Source organism: Halobellus ruber (assembly GCF_014212355.1).
In the GTDB taxonomy this organism is placed as follows: domain Archaea; phylum Halobacteriota; class Halobacteria; order Halobacteriales; family Haloferacaceae; genus Haloquadratum; species Haloquadratum rubrum.
On the sequence record NZ_JACKXD010000002.1, the window covers coordinates 493,391 to 510,236 of the forward strand.

General features: G+C 70.2%; 16 protein-coding genes. 6 read left to right on the forward strand and 10 right to left on the reverse strand.

The features are described from left to right. From H5V44_RS07470 to H5V44_RS07490, 5 genes are read right to left on the reverse strand one after another with little or no spacing between them, the layout of a single operon-like run. A complete protein-coding gene (locus tag H5V44_RS07470) occupies positions 1-942 on the reverse strand; it encodes an AAA family ATPase (RefSeq protein ID WP_185192479.1) in 942 nt (313 codons plus the stop codon). 39 nt (positions 943-981) lie between these two features. Further along, on the reverse strand, positions 982-2,115 hold the full coding sequence (locus H5V44_RS07475) for a DUF7502 family protein (protein ID WP_185192480.1): 1,134 nt from the start codon (positions 2,113-2,115) through the stop codon (positions 982-984). After that, positions 2,099-2,464, reverse strand: coding sequence for a hypothetical protein (locus tag H5V44_RS07480; protein WP_185192481.1), 366 nt, complete (start codon positions 2,462-2,464; stop codon positions 2,099-2,101). The genes H5V44_RS07475 and H5V44_RS07480 overlap by 17 nt, the downstream gene beginning before the upstream one ends. Further along, positions 2,461-4,818 (reverse strand): VWA domain-containing protein, encoded by a 2,358-nt coding sequence (locus tag H5V44_RS07485; RefSeq protein ID WP_185192482.1) that lies wholly within the window; start codon positions 4,816-4,818, stop codon positions 2,461-2,463. The genes H5V44_RS07480 and H5V44_RS07485 overlap by 4 nt, the downstream gene beginning before the upstream one ends. Next, a complete protein-coding gene (locus tag H5V44_RS07490) occupies positions 4,818-6,629 on the reverse strand; it encodes a DUF7408 domain-containing protein (protein WP_185192483.1) in 1,812 nt (603 codons plus the stop codon). The genes H5V44_RS07485 and H5V44_RS07490 overlap by 1 nt, the downstream gene beginning before the upstream one ends. Before the next feature lie 150 nt (positions 6,630-6,779). On the opposite strand from H5V44_RS07490, the gene H5V44_RS07495 reads away from it, so the two are divergent. The 4 genes from H5V44_RS07495 (at position 6,780) to H5V44_RS07510 (ending at position 11,596) form a co-directional block, all read left to right on the forward strand. Further along, complete coding sequence (locus tag H5V44_RS07495; protein ID WP_185192484.1) at positions 6,780-7,268, forward strand: Lrp/AsnC family transcriptional regulator; 489 nt, start codon at positions 6,780-6,782, stop codon at positions 7,266-7,268. Then, complete coding sequence (locus H5V44_RS07500; RefSeq protein WP_185192485.1) at positions 7,265-8,443, forward strand: pyridoxal phosphate-dependent aminotransferase; 1,179 nt, start codon at positions 7,265-7,267, stop codon at positions 8,441-8,443. Before H5V44_RS07495 ends, H5V44_RS07500 begins: the two co-directional genes overlap by 4 nt. A gap of 142 nt (positions 8,444-8,585) precedes the next feature. Continuing rightward, the gene (locus H5V44_RS07505; protein WP_185192486.1) at positions 8,586-9,341 is read left to right on the forward strand and encodes a DUF7504 family protein; all 756 of its coding nucleotides are present in this window, start codon (positions 8,586-8,588) and stop codon (positions 9,339-9,341) included. A 56-nt stretch (positions 9,342-9,397) separates the two neighbouring features. Then, on the forward strand, positions 9,398-11,596 hold the full coding sequence (locus H5V44_RS07510; RefSeq protein WP_185192487.1) for a hypothetical protein: 2,199 nt from the start codon (positions 9,398-9,400) through the stop codon (positions 11,594-11,596). A gap of 5 nt (positions 11,597-11,601) precedes the next feature. Here the strand turns inward: H5V44_RS07510 and H5V44_RS07515 are convergent, their stop codons facing one another. The 4 genes from H5V44_RS07515 to H5V44_RS07530 all read right to left on the reverse strand — a co-directional run bounded on the left by H5V44_RS07515 (position 11,602) and on the right by H5V44_RS07530 (position 13,348). Further along, positions 11,602-11,745 carry a DUF7503 family protein gene (locus H5V44_RS07515; protein ID WP_185192488.1) on the reverse strand — a complete coding sequence of 48 codons (144 nt, stop codon included), beginning with the start codon at positions 11,743-11,745 and terminating at the stop codon, positions 11,602-11,604. A 171-nt stretch (positions 11,746-11,916) separates the two neighbouring features. Continuing rightward, on the reverse strand, positions 11,917-12,513 hold the full coding sequence (locus tag H5V44_RS07520) for a response regulator transcription factor (RefSeq protein WP_185192489.1): 597 nt from the start codon (positions 12,511-12,513) through the stop codon (positions 11,917-11,919). A gap of 158 nt (positions 12,514-12,671) precedes the next feature. Then, positions 12,672-13,124 (reverse strand): RNA-binding protein, encoded by a 453-nt coding sequence (locus tag H5V44_RS07525; protein ID WP_185192490.1) that lies wholly within the window; start codon positions 13,122-13,124, stop codon positions 12,672-12,674. Positions 13,125-13,159: 35 nt separating this feature from the next. Next, the gene (locus tag H5V44_RS07530; RefSeq protein WP_185192491.1) at positions 13,160-13,348 is read right to left on the reverse strand and encodes a DUF1918 domain-containing protein; all 189 of its coding nucleotides are present in this window, start codon (positions 13,346-13,348) and stop codon (positions 13,160-13,162) included. Positions 13,349-13,483: 135 nt separating this feature from the next. On the opposite strand from H5V44_RS07530, the gene H5V44_RS07535 reads away from it, so the two are divergent. Beyond that, a complete protein-coding gene (locus H5V44_RS07535; protein ID WP_185192492.1) occupies positions 13,484-14,155 on the forward strand; it encodes a DsbA family protein in 672 nt (223 codons plus the stop codon). A gap of 24 nt (positions 14,156-14,179) precedes the next feature. On the opposite strand, the gene H5V44_RS07540 is transcribed toward H5V44_RS07535, so the two are convergent. After that, positions 14,180-15,490 (reverse strand): DUF7405 family protein, encoded by a 1,311-nt coding sequence (locus H5V44_RS07540; RefSeq protein ID WP_185192493.1) that lies wholly within the window; start codon positions 15,488-15,490, stop codon positions 14,180-14,182. Positions 15,491-15,584: 94 nt separating this feature from the next. Between H5V44_RS07540 and H5V44_RS07545 the strand changes: the two genes are divergently transcribed. After that, the gene (locus tag H5V44_RS07545) at positions 15,585-16,817 is read left to right on the forward strand and encodes an MFS transporter (RefSeq protein WP_185192494.1); all 1,233 of its coding nucleotides are present in this window, start codon (positions 15,585-15,587) and stop codon (positions 16,815-16,817) included. Positions 16,818-16,846: the final 29 nt, after the last annotated feature.

Below are 16,846 nucleotides of genomic sequence, written 5' to 3' on the forward strand. Positions count from 1 at the left end.
TCACAGCAGCGCCGCGACCGCGTCGTCGGGCGTGATCCCCTCCCGTTCGGCGCGGAAGTCGACGATCAGGCGATGCCGCAACACCGGCTGGGCCATCGCCTCGACGTCGGCCTCCGAGACGTGCGACCGGCCGGCGAGGAACGCTCGGGCCTTGGCGGCGAGCACCAGCCCCATACTCGCCCGCGGGCTGGCGCCGAACTCGATGTCGTCGGCCTCACGGGTCGCCCGCACCAGGTCGATCGCCCGGTCCCGGACGTCGTCGGCGATCGGGACCTGCCGGGTGAGTTGTTGCGCCCGCTGGAGCCCCTCACGCGAGAGCACCCGGTCGATGGCGGGGTCGGGCGCGCCGGTGGTGTACCGGTCGACGATCGCCCGCTCCTCGTCGCGGTCGGGGTACTCGACCAGGATCTTCAGCAGGAACCGGTCGGTCTGCGCCTCCGGCAGTGGGTACGTCCCCTCCTGATCGATCGGGTTCTGGGTTGCGAGCACGAAGAACGGCCTCGGGAGTTCCCGCGTCTCGCCCGCGGTCGTCACCTGCTTTTCCTGCATCGCTTCCAACAGGGCGGCCTGGGTCTTCGGCGTGGCGCGGTTGATCTCGTCGGCCAGCACCAGATTGGCGAACACCGGCCCCTTCTCGAAGACGAACTCCCGGGAGCCGCCCGCCTCGCGGATGATCTCGGTGCCGGTGATGTCCGCGGGCATCAGGTCGGGGGTGTTCTGGATCCGCGAAAAGGAGAGGTCCGTCGCCTCCGCAACGGTGCGGATCAGCGTCGTCTTCCCGAGCCCGGGGTTGCTCTCGATCAGCGCGTTGCCGTCGCAGAGCAGACAGACCAGCAACTGTTCGATCACGTCGGACTGACCGACGATCCGTTTGCCGACCTCCTTCCGGAGGGCGGCCAGCCGGCGCTGGATCCGGTCGATCTCGTCGTCGGAGCCGTTCATACTGTGCCGTCGTGTGAGCCGTTCATAATCTGAGTGTGATCACGCCGCGTCGTCGGTTCCATCGTCGTCGAACTCCCTGATCCGGAGGTTGTACTCCCGGACGAGTTCGGCGTCCTCGATCCGCTCGTTGCCGGCGAAGCCGGCCTGCTGGCTGTCGAACCCGCCGCTGCCGCCGCCGGCGCCGGTCCCCCCGCCCGGCGCGACCGACCCCTCCCCGTCGCCCTCGCCGGTGCCGGGCACGGTGATGTTCCGGACCTCGTCGCCGGCCTCGACGTCCTCGGCGTCGCCCAGGATCTCGTCGCCGTCCTGCAGTTCGTCGTCGTCGGGCTGCTCGATGTCGGCTTCGGGATCGCTCCCGCCGGCGAGGATGCCCCCGAGGTCGGGGTCGATCACCGCGACCTGGACGCTCGCGATCGCGACCAGCGCCACGAGGACGACCGTGACCGTCAGCCGCCGCGCGTCGACGAGTTCCAGGGTCGAGGTCTCTTGGAGGGTCGCGATCACGTCGCCGTAGAGCCGCCGTGCCATCTCGGTGTCGTTGCCGCCGTCGACCGCGTCGCGGGCGGTCCGCAGCGCCTCCCGGACGGCGGGGTTGGCCGCCTCGAACTGCTCGATCAGCGGTCGGCGGAGCCGGAGGAGGTACGCCCCCGCGAACCCGGCGGCGCCGACGCCGGCGGCCGCGAGCGAAGCGACGCCGACAGTCCGGGGCGCGACCGGGCCGATCACCGGGAGGCCCCGGAGCACCTCGAAGGCGAGCGCCGGCAGCGGCAGCGTCCCCGACAGCACCGCGGGCGTCGCAAGCGACAGCAGAAGCGTCGCGACCACAGCGAGCAACGCCCCCTCGACCGCGGCGTGGACCAGAGCCGCCTTCCGGACCTCGCTTCGCACCTCCGCCAGTGCCGCCGCGATCCGGTCAGTCGTGGCGGCCTCGGCGTCGGCGACGGAAGGGGCCGCCCGCGAATCCGGATCCGTCCCCGTGTCCGTCGTTTCCGCCGCCCCACTGTCCAGGTTCGCGCCGGAGTCGACGTCCGTCGTCCCCGTCGCGGCCGACTCCGTATCCGTCGCCTCGCCGGCCTCGCCGATCCCGTCGTCCGGGGGGTCCTGGGACCACTCGATCCCCTCCAGCCACTCGACGGGGTCCTCGTCGCCGCGGCCGTCACTCGGATCCGACATTCGCACACTCCTCGGGGAGGCTGGCGTTCTCCCCGCGCACCTGCTCGCAGACCGCCCGGAGGTCCGACTGTGCGGCGTCGCGCTCCGCGCGGACCTCGGTCAGGGTCTCGTTTCGGGCCGCCAACCGCCGTTGTAACGAGCCGACCCGCTTCTGGAGAGTCTGAACCCGTTCCCGCGCCGACGCGAGATCCTCCCGGAGCTGTTCGTTCTGCGCCCTGAGCTGTTCGTTCTGGTCTTCGACCTCCGAGACGCCTGAGTTGTACAGCACCGTCGCTCCCACGGTCCCCGCCGCGAGGACCAGCACGGCGACAACGACCACGAGATTCAGGGGTCGGCCGACGAACGTCACTGGAGGCCTCCGTCGGGCGTGGTACTCCGGCGACGGACTTGAAGCCGCCGATAGCTCACTTCCGCAGTGAAGACGACGAGCCCCAAGAGGAGGGGGAGCCACGTCCAGTCGGTCTCGACCGGACGCACCCCGCTGGCTTCCTGGGCCGCAAAGCGGGCGATTCGGCGGCCCTGCGCCGCGGTGAACTCGCGGCCGCCGGTTTCCTCGATCAGGGTGTCCAGCTCCGGTGCCGGCCCGAAGGCGGCGTACTCCCGGGGGTAGTTCGCGGCGTACGCCGCGCCCAGCACCTCGTAGTACCCCGGCTCGGCGGGCGTGACGCTCGCCCGGAACGTCTCCTCGCCCACCCGCCGGAACGCGGGGTCGTCGACGGCCGGCCGGTCGGCCCCGCGGTACGTCACCGTCGTCGGCTCGCCCACGCGGGTGTCGGGGATACCGACGATCCCGGTGGCCTTCCGCTCGGGGTCGCCGACGACGTAGTTTGTGGTCCGGGTCAGAAGCAGGGAGTCCGGCTCCCGCAGCAACCCGTCGAGGGTGCCGTCCTCGCCGTGGGCGGTGAGCGTCGCGACCCGGCCGAGGCCGTACCGCCAGGTCGCCAGGGCGGGACGCCCGTCGCCGCCCGCGACCAGGTAGTTCGCGCCCCGCCGGACCGACACGTCGTTGAACGACCCCGGCGAGGCGGTGAGCGTCACCCCCGAGGTGACGAAGGAGCGCCGATCGAGAACGACGAGTCCGGAGCCGCCGGCGGCGCCGGCGCCGCCGAACAGGATCCCCAGCCGCGTCGTGTCGGTCGCCCGGAAGTAGCTCCCGCCGCCCGCGCCGGCGACCGTCCGAAGGGTCCGCTCGTTGATCCGCTCGCCCGCGCCGACGGTGATCACCCGGACGCCGCGCTCGGAGAGCCGGGCCGCGGCCGCGGCGGCCTCGTCGGGGCTGTCGCCGCCGTCGCTCACGACGATGATCGACCCGCGGCGGTCGCCGAGGAGCTCACCGCCGCCGCGGACGCCGGCGGCGATGTCGGTCGCGCCGCCCGCGCGGAGCCGGCGGATCTTGTCCTCGAGTTCCTGCCGGTTCTCCGAGAGCGGTTCGACCTCGGAGACCCGGTAGGCTTGGAAGTTGAACCCGACCAGCCCGACCTCGTTCTCGTCGCCGAGCTGCTCAAGCACCGACAGCGCCGCGGCCTTCTGGATCCGCATCCCATCCTCGGCACTGCCCGAGACGTCGACCACCAGGACGATGTTGGTGGCGCTGCGCTGGCCCTCCCCGACTGTCACCGGGAGCATCGACGCGAGGTTCGACCCCCGATAGCCGCCGCGCTCGAAGGAGTTGGGGCCGCCGACGACGAACAGCCCGCCGCCGTCGATCACGAACTCCTGGAGCCGGTCGACGTCCCCGACCGAGTCGGCCGGCGTGTCCTGGACCACCACCGCGTAGTACGGCGAGAGATCCGCAGGCACCGCCTCGGCCGTGTCGACGTCGTAGAGGTCGCCGAGGTACTCGCGGAACGGGTACTCGCCCGAGGAGACGTACAGGAGCTTCGGCCGTTCGACCACGCGGACGGTCTTTCTGAAGACGTCGTTCTCGGAGAACCGATCGAGTGCGTCGATCTCGGCTGTCACCGTGTGGGTGCCGTTGGTCTCGAAGGTGTGGTTGAACTCGACTGTCGTGGGCGCTGTCTCGAACGATCGTTCCACGACCTGCTCGCCGTCGACGCTGACCGTAAGCGTCGTCGAGACGTTCCCGCCGACGCCGTCGACCCTCGCTGCGAACCGGTTTTCGACGCCGAGGCTCGCTTTCTCGGGCCCGGCGACCGTCACGTACCGCTCGGTGGTCCGGGGTTCGGGCGACACCACCGAGACCGAGGCGTTGACCGCCCGCGCGAGGTCCGCGGCCTCCCCGAGCGACTGGCCTTCGGTCACCCGGCCGTCGCTGAGAAGGACGATGCTCCCGTTCTCCTTGAGGTTGGCCGCGACCGCGTCGCCGACCGGCGAGGAGTCGTTTGCGCCCACCGGCACCCGGCGGACCGCCACGCCCTCGGCCTCGATGTCCTCGGAGAGCCGGTCGGCGAGATCGGGCGTGACCGCCGTACTGTCCGATTGGTCGACGAGCAGCGTGACGCTCGGGTCGCCCGCGGTCTGGCGGGGCTGGACGGTGTAGGGCCCCGCCGCCGAGAGCACTACGAGGGCGACGATCAGGAGGCGAACGGCGAACAGCCACTTCCGGGACCGCGGCGAGGCCGTCCCCGACGCCCCGCGGTAGAGCAGCGCCCACACCGCGGCCGCGGCCGCCGGGAACACCAGCAGGAACGCCGGCCGCGACAGTCCCACGGACAGCGTCTCGGTGAGTTCGACCGCGACCATCAGAGATCACCCCGCCTGCGGAGCGCGAGCAGTTCCCCCAACGCCGCCGCGATCACGCCGAGCGCGACGAACTCGGTCAGCGGCTCCGGCCCCCGCCGCTGCTCCCGTCTGGTCGTCGCCCCGCCGTCCGTGGACTCCTCGACGTCGGGCGCGGCAACGTCGGATTCGGCCGGGCTGAGCAGCGACGCGCTGTACCGAACCCCATCGACGGTGTAGAACCCCGGCTCCGACGCGGTCAGCGACGCCGCCGTCACCTCGCCGCGGGGCGTCCGCACCGTGGCCTCGCCGTCGATCGGGAGCCGGTCGCCGGTCGCGAGGTTCAACCGCGGCAGCGACTCCCGGCCCGCAAGCGCGAACACGCTCCGCTTCCAGAAGATGGGGTACTCGAAGTCGTACTTGAACGTCGACGCCGACTCGACGTAGCCGTAGTAGAGGATCCGGCCGCCGTTTCGGGCGTCGGTTGCGACGATCGGGGTCCCGCCGGTCGTCGAGACGAGCGCCCGCCCCGAGCGGAGTTGCCCCCTGACGTACCGCTCCGGCGGCGGGAACGAGAGGTCGCGGGTGAGTTCCGATTCGGCGGGGCTCCCGAGCGTCGGGTTCGAGGCGACGGCGGCGGGGTCGACCAAGAGCAGATCGCCGTAGGCTCCGACCGGCATCGACTCGCCCGCCTGGATCCCGACGCCGCCGCCGGCGGAAAGCGCCGCCCGACCCGCAGCGACGTGTTCCTCGCGGATCTCGCCTTCGTCGACCCCGGTGTACAGCACCACGTCGTAGGCGTCCTCCGGCGGGGCCGGCACCGGCTCGGGCGGCGCGACCACCGTGGTCTCCACCGGGTCTATGACCGACAGCGCGGTCTCCAGATACCGGTTCCGGTCGTTCGAGACAACGAGCACGTCGACCGTCGCGTCGGCGGGCGCGGCCACGTACGCCACGTCGTCGGTTCGGAACGAGTCCCGCGGCGACAGCCTGACCTCGCCGCCGTCGGGCGGTACGGGGAGCGTAACGCTCCGGACGTCCCCCGGCGCCAGTGCCACCCGTTCGGACTCCCCGCCCAGCGACACCTGGCGGGTCGCGGCCTCGCGCCCGAAGTTCTGCACCGAGACCGTGACCTCCGCCCCGGCGAAGCGCCGGTCGACGATCCCGACGTTGTCGGCGCCGCCGCCGTCGAACTGCCGGAGATCGACCGTGAGGCCCCGCGCCTCCGCCGCCTGCACCGCGCCCCGCCAGTCGCTGCCGCCGGCGAAGTCGCTGAGGACGACCACCCGGGCGTTCTCGCCGGCGAGGCTCGTCGCCCGCGTGATCGCGGTCCGGAGGCTGCCGGGTGCGCCGGTCGGGCGGAGGCGGCCGAGCGTCCCCGCGGCGTCCGCGGCGGTCCCGGCCCGGAGCGGCACCGACGCCCCCGCGTCGGCGACCACGACGGAGGTGGTCGACGTGACCACCCCGCCGGCGGCGTCGACGGCGCGCTCGAACCGCGTCGCGCCGCCGGACTCGACGGTCATACTCGCCGTGGCGTCGACGACCACGACGGTCTCCTCGACGGTCTCCGACTGGGTGGCCGGGACGTACGGCGCCGCCAGCGCGACCGCGAAAAGCAGGATCGCGAGCAACTGCAGCAGGAGGATCACGTTCCGTTTCAGCCGCTCGAACAGCGGCCGCGACGACGACGTCCCCTCCGCGTCGATCAGGAACCGGGTCGTGGGCAGCCGTAGTCGGCGGGGATCCGGCCGGATCAGATAGAGGACGATGACGGGGAGCGCCGCCACCAGGGCCGCGAGGCCGAGCGGGGAGAGGAAGACGTCCGAGAGGGCCATCGTTGGGGAGGGTGCGCCCCGGGGTATTGGACCTTTCCCACTGGCCCCGTTGCGACCCCCGACATCGCTCGCGTGCAGCACGCCGCGGCCCCGCTCACTCCGTCTCTCCCGGAGAGCAAACCATTTCAACGGGGCACACTTCGGTCCGGTATGGAAGCGAAGCGGGAACTGCTCGACCTGTTGCTGAGTGACGCTCGCGAGAGCACCGAGGACATTGCGCGGCAGCTCGGCACCGACGCAGCAACGGTCGAGGCGCTGGTAGACGAGCTGGAGTCGGAGGGAGCGATCCGCGGCTACCAGGCGGTCGTCGACTGGGATGAGGTCGACGAGTCCCACGTCCGGGCGGAGGTCGAGCTGAACGTCGAACTCGACCGGGAGACGAAGTACCGCGACATCGCCACTCGGATCGCGAAGTTCCCCGAGGTCTCGTCGCTCCGCTTGGTCTCCGGGAGCTTCGACTTCGCGGTCGACGTCGAGGGCGAGTCGATGCACGACGTCTCGCGGTTCGTCTCCGAGCAGATCGCTCCGATCCCGGAGGTCACCCAGACGGTGACCCACTTCGTGATGACGACCTACAAGGAACGCGGCGTCTACTTCGGCGACGGCGACGACGACGATCGCCTCGCCATCTCGCCATGACGGCCAGGGAATCCGACGGGGAGTCGAGCCCGCTGTCCCGGCGGGCCCGGGAGACGCCACCCTCCGGAATCCGGCGGTTCTTCGAGCTGGCCGAGGAGATGGACGACCTGATCTCGCTGGGCGTCGGCGAGCCCGACTTCTCGGCGCCGTGGGCCGCCCGCAGCGCCGCGATCGATTCCTTGGAGCGCGGCCGGACCTCCTACACCGCCAACCGCGGGCGCCGCGACCTCCGGGAGGCGATCGGCGAGCACGTCCGGCGGTACGATCTCTCCTACGACCCCGACGAGGAGATCCTCGTGAGCACCGGCGCCAGCGAGGCGGTCGACCTCGCGATGCGGGCGCTGGTGGACCCCGGCGACACGGTCGCGGTCCCGCAGCCGTCGTATCTCTCCTACGGCCCGACGGTCTCTTTCGCCGGCGGGGAGGTCCTCCCGGTCGGCACCCGGCTGGAAAACGAGTTCGCGCTCACCTACGAGGACCTCGACCGCGCCGGCGCGGCGTCGGCGTCGGTGCTCGTGCTCTGTTACCCGAACAACCCGACCGGCGCGGTGATGACGCGAAAGCAACTCCGGGAGGTCGCCGAGTTCGCCCGCGAACACGACATCTTCGTGCTCTCAGACGAGATCTACGCGGCGCTCAGATACGAGGACGACCACGTGTCGATCGCGACGCTGCCCGAGATGGCCGACCGCACCGTCGTGTTCAACGGCTTCTCGAAGGCCTACGCGATGACCGGGATGCGGCTGGGCTACGCGCTGGGGCCGCCGAACGTGATCGGAGCGATGAACCGGATCCACCAGTACACGATGCTGTCGGCGCCGACGACCGCCCAGTACGCCGCGATCGAAGCCTTAGAGAGCTGTGACGACGCCATCGCGGAGATGCGGCAGGCGTTCAACCGCCGCCGAAACTTCGTGATCTCCCGGTTCAACGACATCGGAATGGACTGCTTCGAGGCGAAAGGCGCCTTCTACGTCTTCCCGGAGTGCCCGCCCGGGTGGGAGGACGACGAGGCGTTCGCCGAGGCGCTGATCCGCGAGGAGCGGGTCGCCTTGGTCCCCGGCCGGGTGTTCGGAGAGGGCGGCGGCGGCCACCTCAGGGTCTCGTACGCCTCGGGGATGCCCGAACTGAAGACCGCACTCGACCGGATCGAATCGTTCCTCCGGGCCGACTGACGCGGCCGCCGACCGAGTGGGGCCCGCGCCGCCGCCGGAACCGCTCGCTCGCCGGAACCCTCCGGGTCTCTCGGAAGCCACCGGCTGTAATGTCACAGGAGAAGCAGAACCTATTACTGGATTCGGTCCTGGGTACGAACGAATGACGCGTGGAGACGGCGTCGACGACGAAGCCGTCGGCACCACCGTGGGGGTTGCGACCGCCCTCGAGGAGCTCAAATCCGACGGGAGTGCGCTTCTGGTCGCCGGCGCGGTTCCGGGGTCCATCTACTCGCGGTTGTCGGCCGGGATGCTCGGTGAGGGGGCCGATCGACGCCGGCTACTCGTCGAGCAGGGGCGGAGCCCCGACGCGCGACTCGCCGCCGTCGACCGCTGGACCCCGGAGTGGACCCGGGTGTTCAGGTGTCAGGTCGCGTCCGCCAGGTCGTCGGCCGGGGTCGCGGAGAGTCAAAGCGGTTCCGGGGCGGGGCCCGGTTCGGCGGCCCTGCCGTCCGACGGGGGCGGATACGACCGCGCCGTCGAGACCGTCGACGGGTCGATCGCGGACCTCGGCGTCGCCGTCTGCGGCGCGATCGGGTGGTTCGACGACGTCGCTGGCGGACTCGACCCGGCGGAGCTCCGGGTGGCGTTCGATTGCGTGAACCCCCTCCTGTCGGCGTACTCCCCCGAGACGGTGTTCCGGTTTCTCCACCTGTTCACCCATCAGATCCGGGCCGCCAACGGGATGGGCCACGTCCGATTGTCCCGGCCGGTGGACTCGGCGGCCGTCCGACGGCTGGCGCCGCTTTTCGACGCGGTCGTCGAGCTTGACCTCGACGGAAGCGAGCCGATCCACCGCTGGCACTTCCGGGACGCCGCGGTCACTTCGGAGTGGCTCCCGATCGACGGGACCGCGTGACCCGACGGGAACACCCCCAGCACCTTTTTATCCGGCGTGAGTGAAAGGCTCACACGATGCAACGGATCGCCGATCAGGCGGGGTCAAACGGGGGTCTCTCCGACGACGGGCGCCATCTGGAAATCGAGTTCGCCCACGCGGAGGCGGGCGGCCTCGTCGTATCGGACCCGATCGAACGCAGCCAGGTCGTGCTCTCGACGCCCGACCCGGTCGAGATCGGCGACGCCGACCCCGGCCGCTTCCGGTTCCCCGCCGACGCGGCGGCGGCGGTCCGAACCGACAGGCTGGATCTCGAAACGGTCGTCTCGGTGTGCATCCGGAACGACGACGGCGACCTGCTGGCCCGGACCGAACACTTCGACGAGCAGTCGTTCGGCGCGGGACGCTACAGCGTGGAACTGTTCGCGCCGATCAAGCTGTACCTGCGGGTCGACGCCCCGTTCCGGGTCGTCTCCAACGCGACGCGGACCCGGATCGAATTCGATTCCGAGACCGACGTGACTGTCGGCGCACGCTCCCACCACAAACGGCCCGCGGCGACGATCACGACCACCGACCGGCCGCGGGACGCGATGCGTGCGGTCTCGTTGCTGGGCTCGGCGCTGAAGACGACGAGCGTCGAGCGCTCGTACCCGACGCTTCGCGGGCACCCGCCGCTCCTCGATCGCGGCGACGCGTTCGAGGCTCCCGCGGGCCTTTCGTCCCCCGAGACGGGCGTGACGATCGAACTGCCGGAGACGCGGCGGCACGTCTACACCGTCGCGCCGCTTGCGTACTACCTCGGCGCGACGGTCGTTCCCGGCGAGACGGCCCGTCTCGTCACCGACGAGGGGTTCACCCACGAACTGGGCGTCGGCCGCGACTTCGAGACCGGCGTGGAACGACTGCTCAAACGGACGTTCCTCCTGGATTGTCTCACCCGGACCGAGGGTTACTACCAGGTCGACCTCCACGAGCGGACCGCGCTGGAATCCGATCTCGCCGCGGACGTCGACCTCGACTTCCCCGACCTCTACGGCCGGTCGACCGGGGCCCAGCTCGAATCGTACCTGGAGGTCCCGTACGGGGCGATCGAGGCGAACGCCCCGAAGTGGAAACTGGGCGCTCACGTCGCGCCGTCGGCGTCGAACGTGGAACTCCTCCCCTTCCTCGCCAACGACCTGGCGGTCGTAACCACCCAGACGACGGCGCCGACGACCGGATCCGCGGTTCAGGCCGACGCCGTCGAGGGGTTCCTCCGCCGGCCGTCGTCGTCGCCGGATCCGACCGCAACCCCCCGAGCGGGGGCGGACGCCGAGCCGTTCACGCGGAGTACGAGCGTCCAACCTCGGCAGTCCGGAGGGACACGGACTTACGTCCAACCGCCCGAGACCGACGCGCTCGAACAGGCCTGGGCCGGGCCGGGCGTCCCGATCGGTGCGAGCAAAGCCTCGACGGCCGCGTACCGCAACCGGCTGTCACGGGAGCCGGTCGAGGGCGACATCAGTATCACCGTCGTCTGTAACGACCCGCGGATGGCCGCCGAGCAGGACGCGGTCGAGGCGGTGTACGGCTCCCGGGAGTCGCTGCCGTTCGACGTCCGAACCTACTACGAACTCCCCGCCGCCTCCCTCCGGGAGGTGCTGAAAGCAGACACCGAGTTCCTCCACTACATCGGCCACATCGACGACGAGGGGTTCCAGTGCCCCGACGGCGCACTCGACGTCGGGACCCTCAAGGAGGTCGGCGTCGACTCCTTCCTCCTCAACGCGTGTCAGTCCTACGAGCAGGGGATGGAGCTCATAGAGCAGGGGGCGATCGCGGGGATCGTCACCCTGAGCGACGTCGTCAACGACGGTGCGATCGACATCGGGCGAAGCCTCGCGCGGTTGTTGAACTACGGCTTCCCGATCCGGCCCTCGCTGGAGATCGCCGGCCGCGACTCCTACGTCGGGAGCGACTACATCGTGGTCGGCGACGGGAGCTACCACGTGACACAAGCACAAGGGGCGCTCCCGAACCTGTGTGAGATCAGGAACGATGGCGACGTTTATAAGGTGGATTACACGACGTACCCGGTTGTCGAGTTCGACCTCGGAAGCATCGTGAGCCCAGTTCTTCCGGGCGATCGACCGTACTACCTTACCCCAGGAACGGCCGACACGTTCGAGTTGACGGAGTCGGAGCTGGAGGATTTCCTCTCACTGGAGAACAACCCGGTTGTCGTCGACGGAAAGCTTCAGTGGAGCGATACGCTGGATCTCGATTCGTTCTGACCGGTTCAGGGGCCGGAGATCCCGACATTGTTCCCGGCAGCGGCGGAGCCGGCCTGCGAGAGCAGGAGCAGGGCGGTGAACAGGACGCCCATCGCGCGGGGGTGGTTGGCGAGGTATTCTGCGACAGCGTTGGTGTCATTTTCGGACATGACATCAGATACATACGGCGGATTTAAATTAAATTTTTCTGACATTTTCTGATATGATACTATATTAATTTAGTGTTCAATTCTAATACAAAAAGACGGGTAGCGTCGAGCGATGCTCTCGGGCGTGGAGAACGGTTGAATACCGTATCGACGGGGGTCCGCGACTACGTGTTATCCCGGATCCGACTCGTCGTCGAACGCGTCGCCGAGGTCGCGGTACATCGCCTCGATGTCGTGACCGTCGTCGAAGTTCGCCAGGGTCTCGTCGAGTTCGGCTCTGAGTTCGGCGACCCGCTCGGAGAGCCGCTGGTACTCCTCGTTGGCCGCAAGGGTAGCCGGATCCTTCTCCGATTCAAGCAGCGCCTTCTTGGAGGCCAGCGAGAACAGCTCCTGGATCCCCTCGTCGTAGGTGCTGCGGAGAAGGAGGTTTTCGACAGTGCCTGCGAGTGCTTCCCGGGTGACGGGCTTGACAAGGTAGTCGTCGAACCCCATCGCCACGATGTCGAAGTCGGGTTCCACCGCGGTGACCATCGCGACCCAACAGTCGCCCCCCTTCTCGCGGATCGCCTCCAGCGTCTCGTCGCCGGAGAGGTCGGGCATCCGCCGGTCGAGCAGCGCGACATCGACCTCGCTGTCGAACTTCTCGATGGCCTCGCGGCCGTCGTAGGCCACGCGGACGCGGTACTCGCCTCTCAGCCACGTCGCGTACAGGTCGGCCAGGTCCCGTTCGTCCTCGACGACGAGCACCAGCGGCGGTTCAGCACTCATAGGTTGGTCGTGGTGGCCTCACGCCACCGTATGTGACCTCGTTTTCCGCGTGGGTTTATGAAAATACCTCTTGTGGTCGCGCGCCGGGGGGGTGAAACGCCGGAGTGCCCGCTGACCCGTGGTCTCGACGCCGCGCGCCGACGGCTCCCCGTCCACGGTCATTCATCGTCGCCGGAATCCAGCGCTTCCGCGTGGCCGAGCGCCTCGCGGGCGTTCTCGACGGCGGCCTCCTTTGTCGCGGGATACGCTTCTACCTTCGCCCGCAGGGTGATCCCGTCGCCGCGCCGAACCGTCCCGCGGAAGGCGGCCTGTTTGTTCAGCCGCAGGAACAGTTCGGTGTTGTCGGTGACGCGGTCGTCGAGTTCCCCGAGCAGCCGGTCGAACTCGGGGAGTTCCGCCAGTTTCGAGAGAACGTGCCGCACGCCGTCGGCGTTCTCCACCCGCGCCGAGAGGACGACGATCCGGTCGCCGTGGTGGCCCTCGCTCTCGGCTCGCGTCACCTCGAACTCCTCGGGGAGGAACGTTCGGAGGGCGCGTTCGACCCGCGTGACCTGCTCGGTCTCGTAACAGAAGGTCCGCAGGTCGACGTAGTGAAACGGAATCGAAGGCATAGCTCACGTTCGCACCGCCGACGGGAAAACTCCGTCTACTCCTCGGCCTCGGCGGGTTCGAGCTGGTCGGCCGCGATCCCGACTTCCTGGCCGTCCTCGAAGCTGATCGTGTATGTGGCGTCGCCGAACATCGTCTCGACCACCTGCGTGATCGTCCCCGCCTGGCCGTCGAACTCGCTGTGTTTGTCGTGCAGTACCACGGTGTCGTCCTCTTCGAACTCCATACTCGAAGGCGACGCGCGGCGGTAAAAAGTCGACTGATTCACCACGGTGACGGCCGTCACCCCGGGTTCGTGGTGCCTGCGACCGGCGATCCCGCTGCCCGATAGTATATAAGCGTCCGCGCCGTTGCCGCAGGTATGCCCACCACGCGACGGTCCTACCTCGCCGCGGTCGGCGGCGCCGCCGCGGTCGGAGCGACGGCCGGCTGTCTCGGCGGCGGGTCCGCCAGCGCGCTCCCCGACGGCTGCGACGTCGGGTCTCTCGATACCGTGTCGTCGCTCCCGCGGCCGACGCTCGGCCCCACGGACGCCCCGGTGACGGTCGACGTCTTCGAGGACTACGCCTGTCCGCACTGCCAGACGTTCACGCAGGAAACCTACCCCGAGATCAAATCGAAGTACATCGACCCCGGCGAGATCCGCTACCGCTTCTTCGACTTCCCGATCCCGGTCGACGAGCAGTGGTCCTGGCGCGCCGCCTCCGCCGCCCGCGCGGTCCAGGATCGGACGGACGCAGAGACGTTCTTCGCGTTCGCGAAGGGCGTCTTCGACGACCAGAGCCGGCTCCCCGAGGAGGGCTACCAGGTCGTCCGCGAGGTCGCGGACGGCCTCGGCGTCGACGGCTGCACCGTCGCCGCGGCGGCCGAACAGGAGCCCTACCGGTCGGTCGTCGAGGCCGACAGACAGGAGGGGAGAGCCCGCGAGGTGCCCGGAACGCCGGCGATCTTCGTGAACGGCGAGGGACTCCGCGGCTACGAGTGGGGGACGGTCGACGTGGCGATCCGGAGCGAACTCGAAGACGCCGGCTGACCGGCGCCGGTCCGAACTGATCCGTTATCGCTCTAGCCCCGGCACCCGCCCGTCCGGCGTCGGGAGCGCGCGCAGCGACCGCGGCGGGACGAGGAAGTTCCCCCGCCGCTTCACGAAGATGTACTCCAGGATGCCGTTGTTCACCCGCTGGCGGATCGCGGGCTCGTCGGCAAGGTCAGTGCCGTTCATCGCCCGCCGGACCTCCTCGAACGTCGTCATCTTCCGCTGGAGGCTCGGGAAGTGGAGGCTCGCCTCGTCGTCGTCGGTCGACTCGAAGTGTCGGCGCAGTGTCCGGACCCGCCCCTCGTCGTCGCGGTTGGCGCGGGCGGCCTTCTGGGCGTGGCCGACGCGGGCGAACTCCCGGGCGTGCTCGCGGATCGAGTCGACGATCTCCGGCGTCACCCCGTTGTCGTCGCCGAGGTTCTCGCCGACGCCTTCCACCAACCCCTGCTCGGCGTGGACCGGCGAGAACAGTTCCGCGACCCGGTCGTCGTAGGACTGCTCGCCGTACCAGTCCTCGAGCCGCATCCGGAGGTTCGAGACGTGTTTGGTGGTGCCGCCCGCGAAGGGGCCGTCGGCGAGCGTGACGTAGTCCTCGGAGGCCTGGTTCTGCCGGAAGCCGGCGATAAACCCCATAAACAGCGGCGACGCCTCGGGCACAGGGTTCGACGAGGGGATCCCCTCGAGGCCGTCCTGCCGTTCGGCGGGCATCCCCGCGCCGACGAAGCCGGTTCGGCGGTCCACGACTTCCAGGGTGTCGATGAGCGTGTGCTCCATCGCCACGCCGTTGACCGTCGCTTCCGCACCGGTGAGCCCCGCCTCCGCCGCCAGTACGACCTCGGCGCGGTCGGACGCAAGGTGCAACAGCGCATCCTGCCGGTCGAACTCGGGCGACTCGAACGGCGACAACGCCTGCGGCTCCGGGAGGTCGATCGACGCCGGCAGCGACGCCTCGTACCGATCGAAATACCGCGGCGAGTACGCGATCGAGAACAGCAGTCCGTCGTGGCTCCGCTCGTAGGCACGATCAAGCGTCCGGAGGACGCCCTCGACCGCCCGCCGGTCGGACTCCCCGGGCGGGCCCGACTCCGAAAGCGAGAGGTACAGCAGCACCTGGTGCCGGGGCAGCAGCGTGTTGCCGTGATCGTCGGTGCGAACGCGGTCGTTCCAGGCGTGCTGTCGCGCCGGCAGCGACGAGCGGTCGTCGGGCCCCGTCGGAACCGGATCCTCGTCCTCGGCGAATTCGAGACACGCGGACAGCGCCGACGCGCCGCCGGCCGCGACCGCGGCCTTCAGCACGTCCCGGCGCGAGGTGTCGGCTCCGCCGTCGTCCATATCGGCCCGTGGGCACAGACGGTAAAGTGGGTTCCGTTCGCCCCCTCGCGTCGCTGCCGTGGCCGGATCCTGCGCCGGACGAAACGACGCGGCTATGCGCCAGGAGCCACAACACGCGCCCGTGACTCGCCGCGGGACACGGCTCCGGCTGGCTGTCGGCGTGTGGTGCGTCCTGCTCTCGCAGGTGTTTCTCTACCCCGGGATCGAGGACGTCGTCGTCGCGCTCGGCGGCGAGGCCACCGTAGCCGCGGGGATGTGGTTCCTGGTCGCGGAGTTCGCGGCGTTCGTGGCGTTCGCGAGCGTGTGGGGCGCCGCCAGCGACGCCCTCGGCCGCCGGATGCCGCTGGCCGCGGGCGGGGCGTTCGGCGGCGCGGCCGGCTACCTGGTGTTGGCCGCCGCGCCGACGCTCGGGCTCCCCTTTGCCGCCGTCCTCGTCGTCCGGGTCGTCGGCGGCGCCGCCACCATCGGGGCGTTCTCGCTGTCGATCACCGCCCTTGCGGACCTCGCGGGCGGCAACGGCCGGAACATGGGCGCCGCAGGCATCGCGATCGGACTCGGGGCGGCGCTTGGATCGGTGATCGGCGGTCGGCTGGCCGACGCCGACCCGCTGTACCCGCTGTACGCTGCGGCGGCGACCCTCGCCGCGGTCGGGGTGCTGTTCCTGACGGTGCCGGAGGACGAACTCGGCAGCGACCGGCTCCACCCCGGCGACGCGCTCCGGGGGCTGCGCCGACAGCCGGTGCTCGCCGTGCCCTACGCCTTCGGGTTCATCGACCGGATGACGGCGGGCTTTTTCGCGCTGGTCGGCGTCTTCTACTTCCGGACCACCTTCGGGCTCGACGCCGCGGGGGCGGGGCTGGCGCTTGCGGCCTTCTTCGTGCCGTTCGCGCTGTTGCAGTACCCCGCCGGGATGCTGTCGGACCGGATCGGCCGCGCGGTTCCGGTCGTCGCGGGCTCGGTCTGCTACGGCCTCGGGATCGTCGCCGTGGGGGTGGCACCCGCGCTGTGGCTCGCGGTCGCGGCGATGGTCGTGGTCGGGATGCTCGGCGCCTTGGTCGCGCCCGCGACGATGGCGCTCGTCACCGACGTCGCGACGACCGAGACCCGCGGCGCGGCGCTCGGGGGGTTCAACGTCTTCGGTAGCCTCGGCTTCCTCGCGGGCTTTCTGATCGGCGGCCTCGCCACGTCGACGGCTGGCTACCTCGCGGCGTTCCTCGCCGTCGGCCTCTCGGAGGTCGCGATCGCGGTGCTTGCCGCGCGGGCGGTGTGGCGGCTCTCCGGCGGTCCGGACGGAACGGGTCACGCGTCGGCCCGGCCGGCGGAGTGAGTCGGCTCCGGCGGGCGGGGTCGAGCGGG

Excerpts from the sequence above, each read along its gene's own strand:
- H5V44_RS07470 (WP_185192479.1), bottom strand. The coding sequence starts at position 942 with ATGAACGGCTCCGACGACGAGATCGACCGGATCCAGCGCCGGCTGGCC.
- H5V44_RS07475 (WP_185192480.1), bottom strand. The coding sequence starts at position 2,115 with ATGTCGGATCCGAGTGACGGCCGCGGCGACGAGGACCCCGTCGAGTGG.
- H5V44_RS07485 (WP_185192482.1), bottom strand. The coding sequence starts at position 4,818 with ATGGTCGCGGTCGAACTCACCGAGACGCTGTCCGTGGGACTGTCGCGG.
- H5V44_RS07490 (WP_185192483.1), bottom strand. The coding sequence starts at position 6,629 with ATGGCCCTCTCGGACGTCTTCCTCTCCCCGCTCGGCCTCGCGGCCCTG.
- H5V44_RS07495 (WP_185192484.1), top strand. The coding sequence starts at position 6,780 with ATGGAAGCGAAGCGGGAACTGCTCGACCTGTTGCTGAGTGACGCTCGC.
- H5V44_RS07500 (WP_185192485.1), top strand. The coding sequence starts at position 7,265 with ATGACGGCCAGGGAATCCGACGGGGAGTCGAGCCCGCTGTCCCGGCGG.
- H5V44_RS07505 (WP_185192486.1), top strand. The coding sequence starts at position 8,586 with ATGACGCGTGGAGACGGCGTCGACGACGAAGCCGTCGGCACCACCGTG.
- H5V44_RS07510 (WP_185192487.1), top strand. The coding sequence starts at position 9,398 with ATGCAACGGATCGCCGATCAGGCGGGGTCAAACGGGGGTCTCTCCGAC.
- H5V44_RS07515 (WP_185192488.1), bottom strand. The coding sequence starts at position 11,745 with ATGTCCGAAAATGACACCAACGCTGTCGCAGAATACCTCGCCAACCAC.
- H5V44_RS07520 (WP_185192489.1), bottom strand. The coding sequence starts at position 12,513 with ATGAGTGCTGAACCGCCGCTGGTGCTCGTCGTCGAGGACGAACGGGAC.
- H5V44_RS07525 (WP_185192490.1), bottom strand. The coding sequence starts at position 13,124 with ATGCCTTCGATTCCGTTTCACTACGTCGACCTGCGGACCTTCTGTTAC.
- H5V44_RS07530 (WP_185192491.1), bottom strand. The coding sequence starts at position 13,348 with ATGGAGTTCGAAGAGGACGACACCGTGGTACTGCACGACAAACACAGC.
- H5V44_RS07535 (WP_185192492.1), top strand. The coding sequence starts at position 13,484 with ATGCCCACCACGCGACGGTCCTACCTCGCCGCGGTCGGCGGCGCCGCC.
- H5V44_RS07540 (WP_185192493.1), bottom strand. The coding sequence starts at position 15,490 with ATGGACGACGGCGGAGCCGACACCTCGCGCCGGGACGTGCTGAAGGCC.
- H5V44_RS07545 (WP_185192494.1), top strand. The coding sequence starts at position 15,585 with ATGCGCCAGGAGCCACAACACGCGCCCGTGACTCGCCGCGGGACACGG.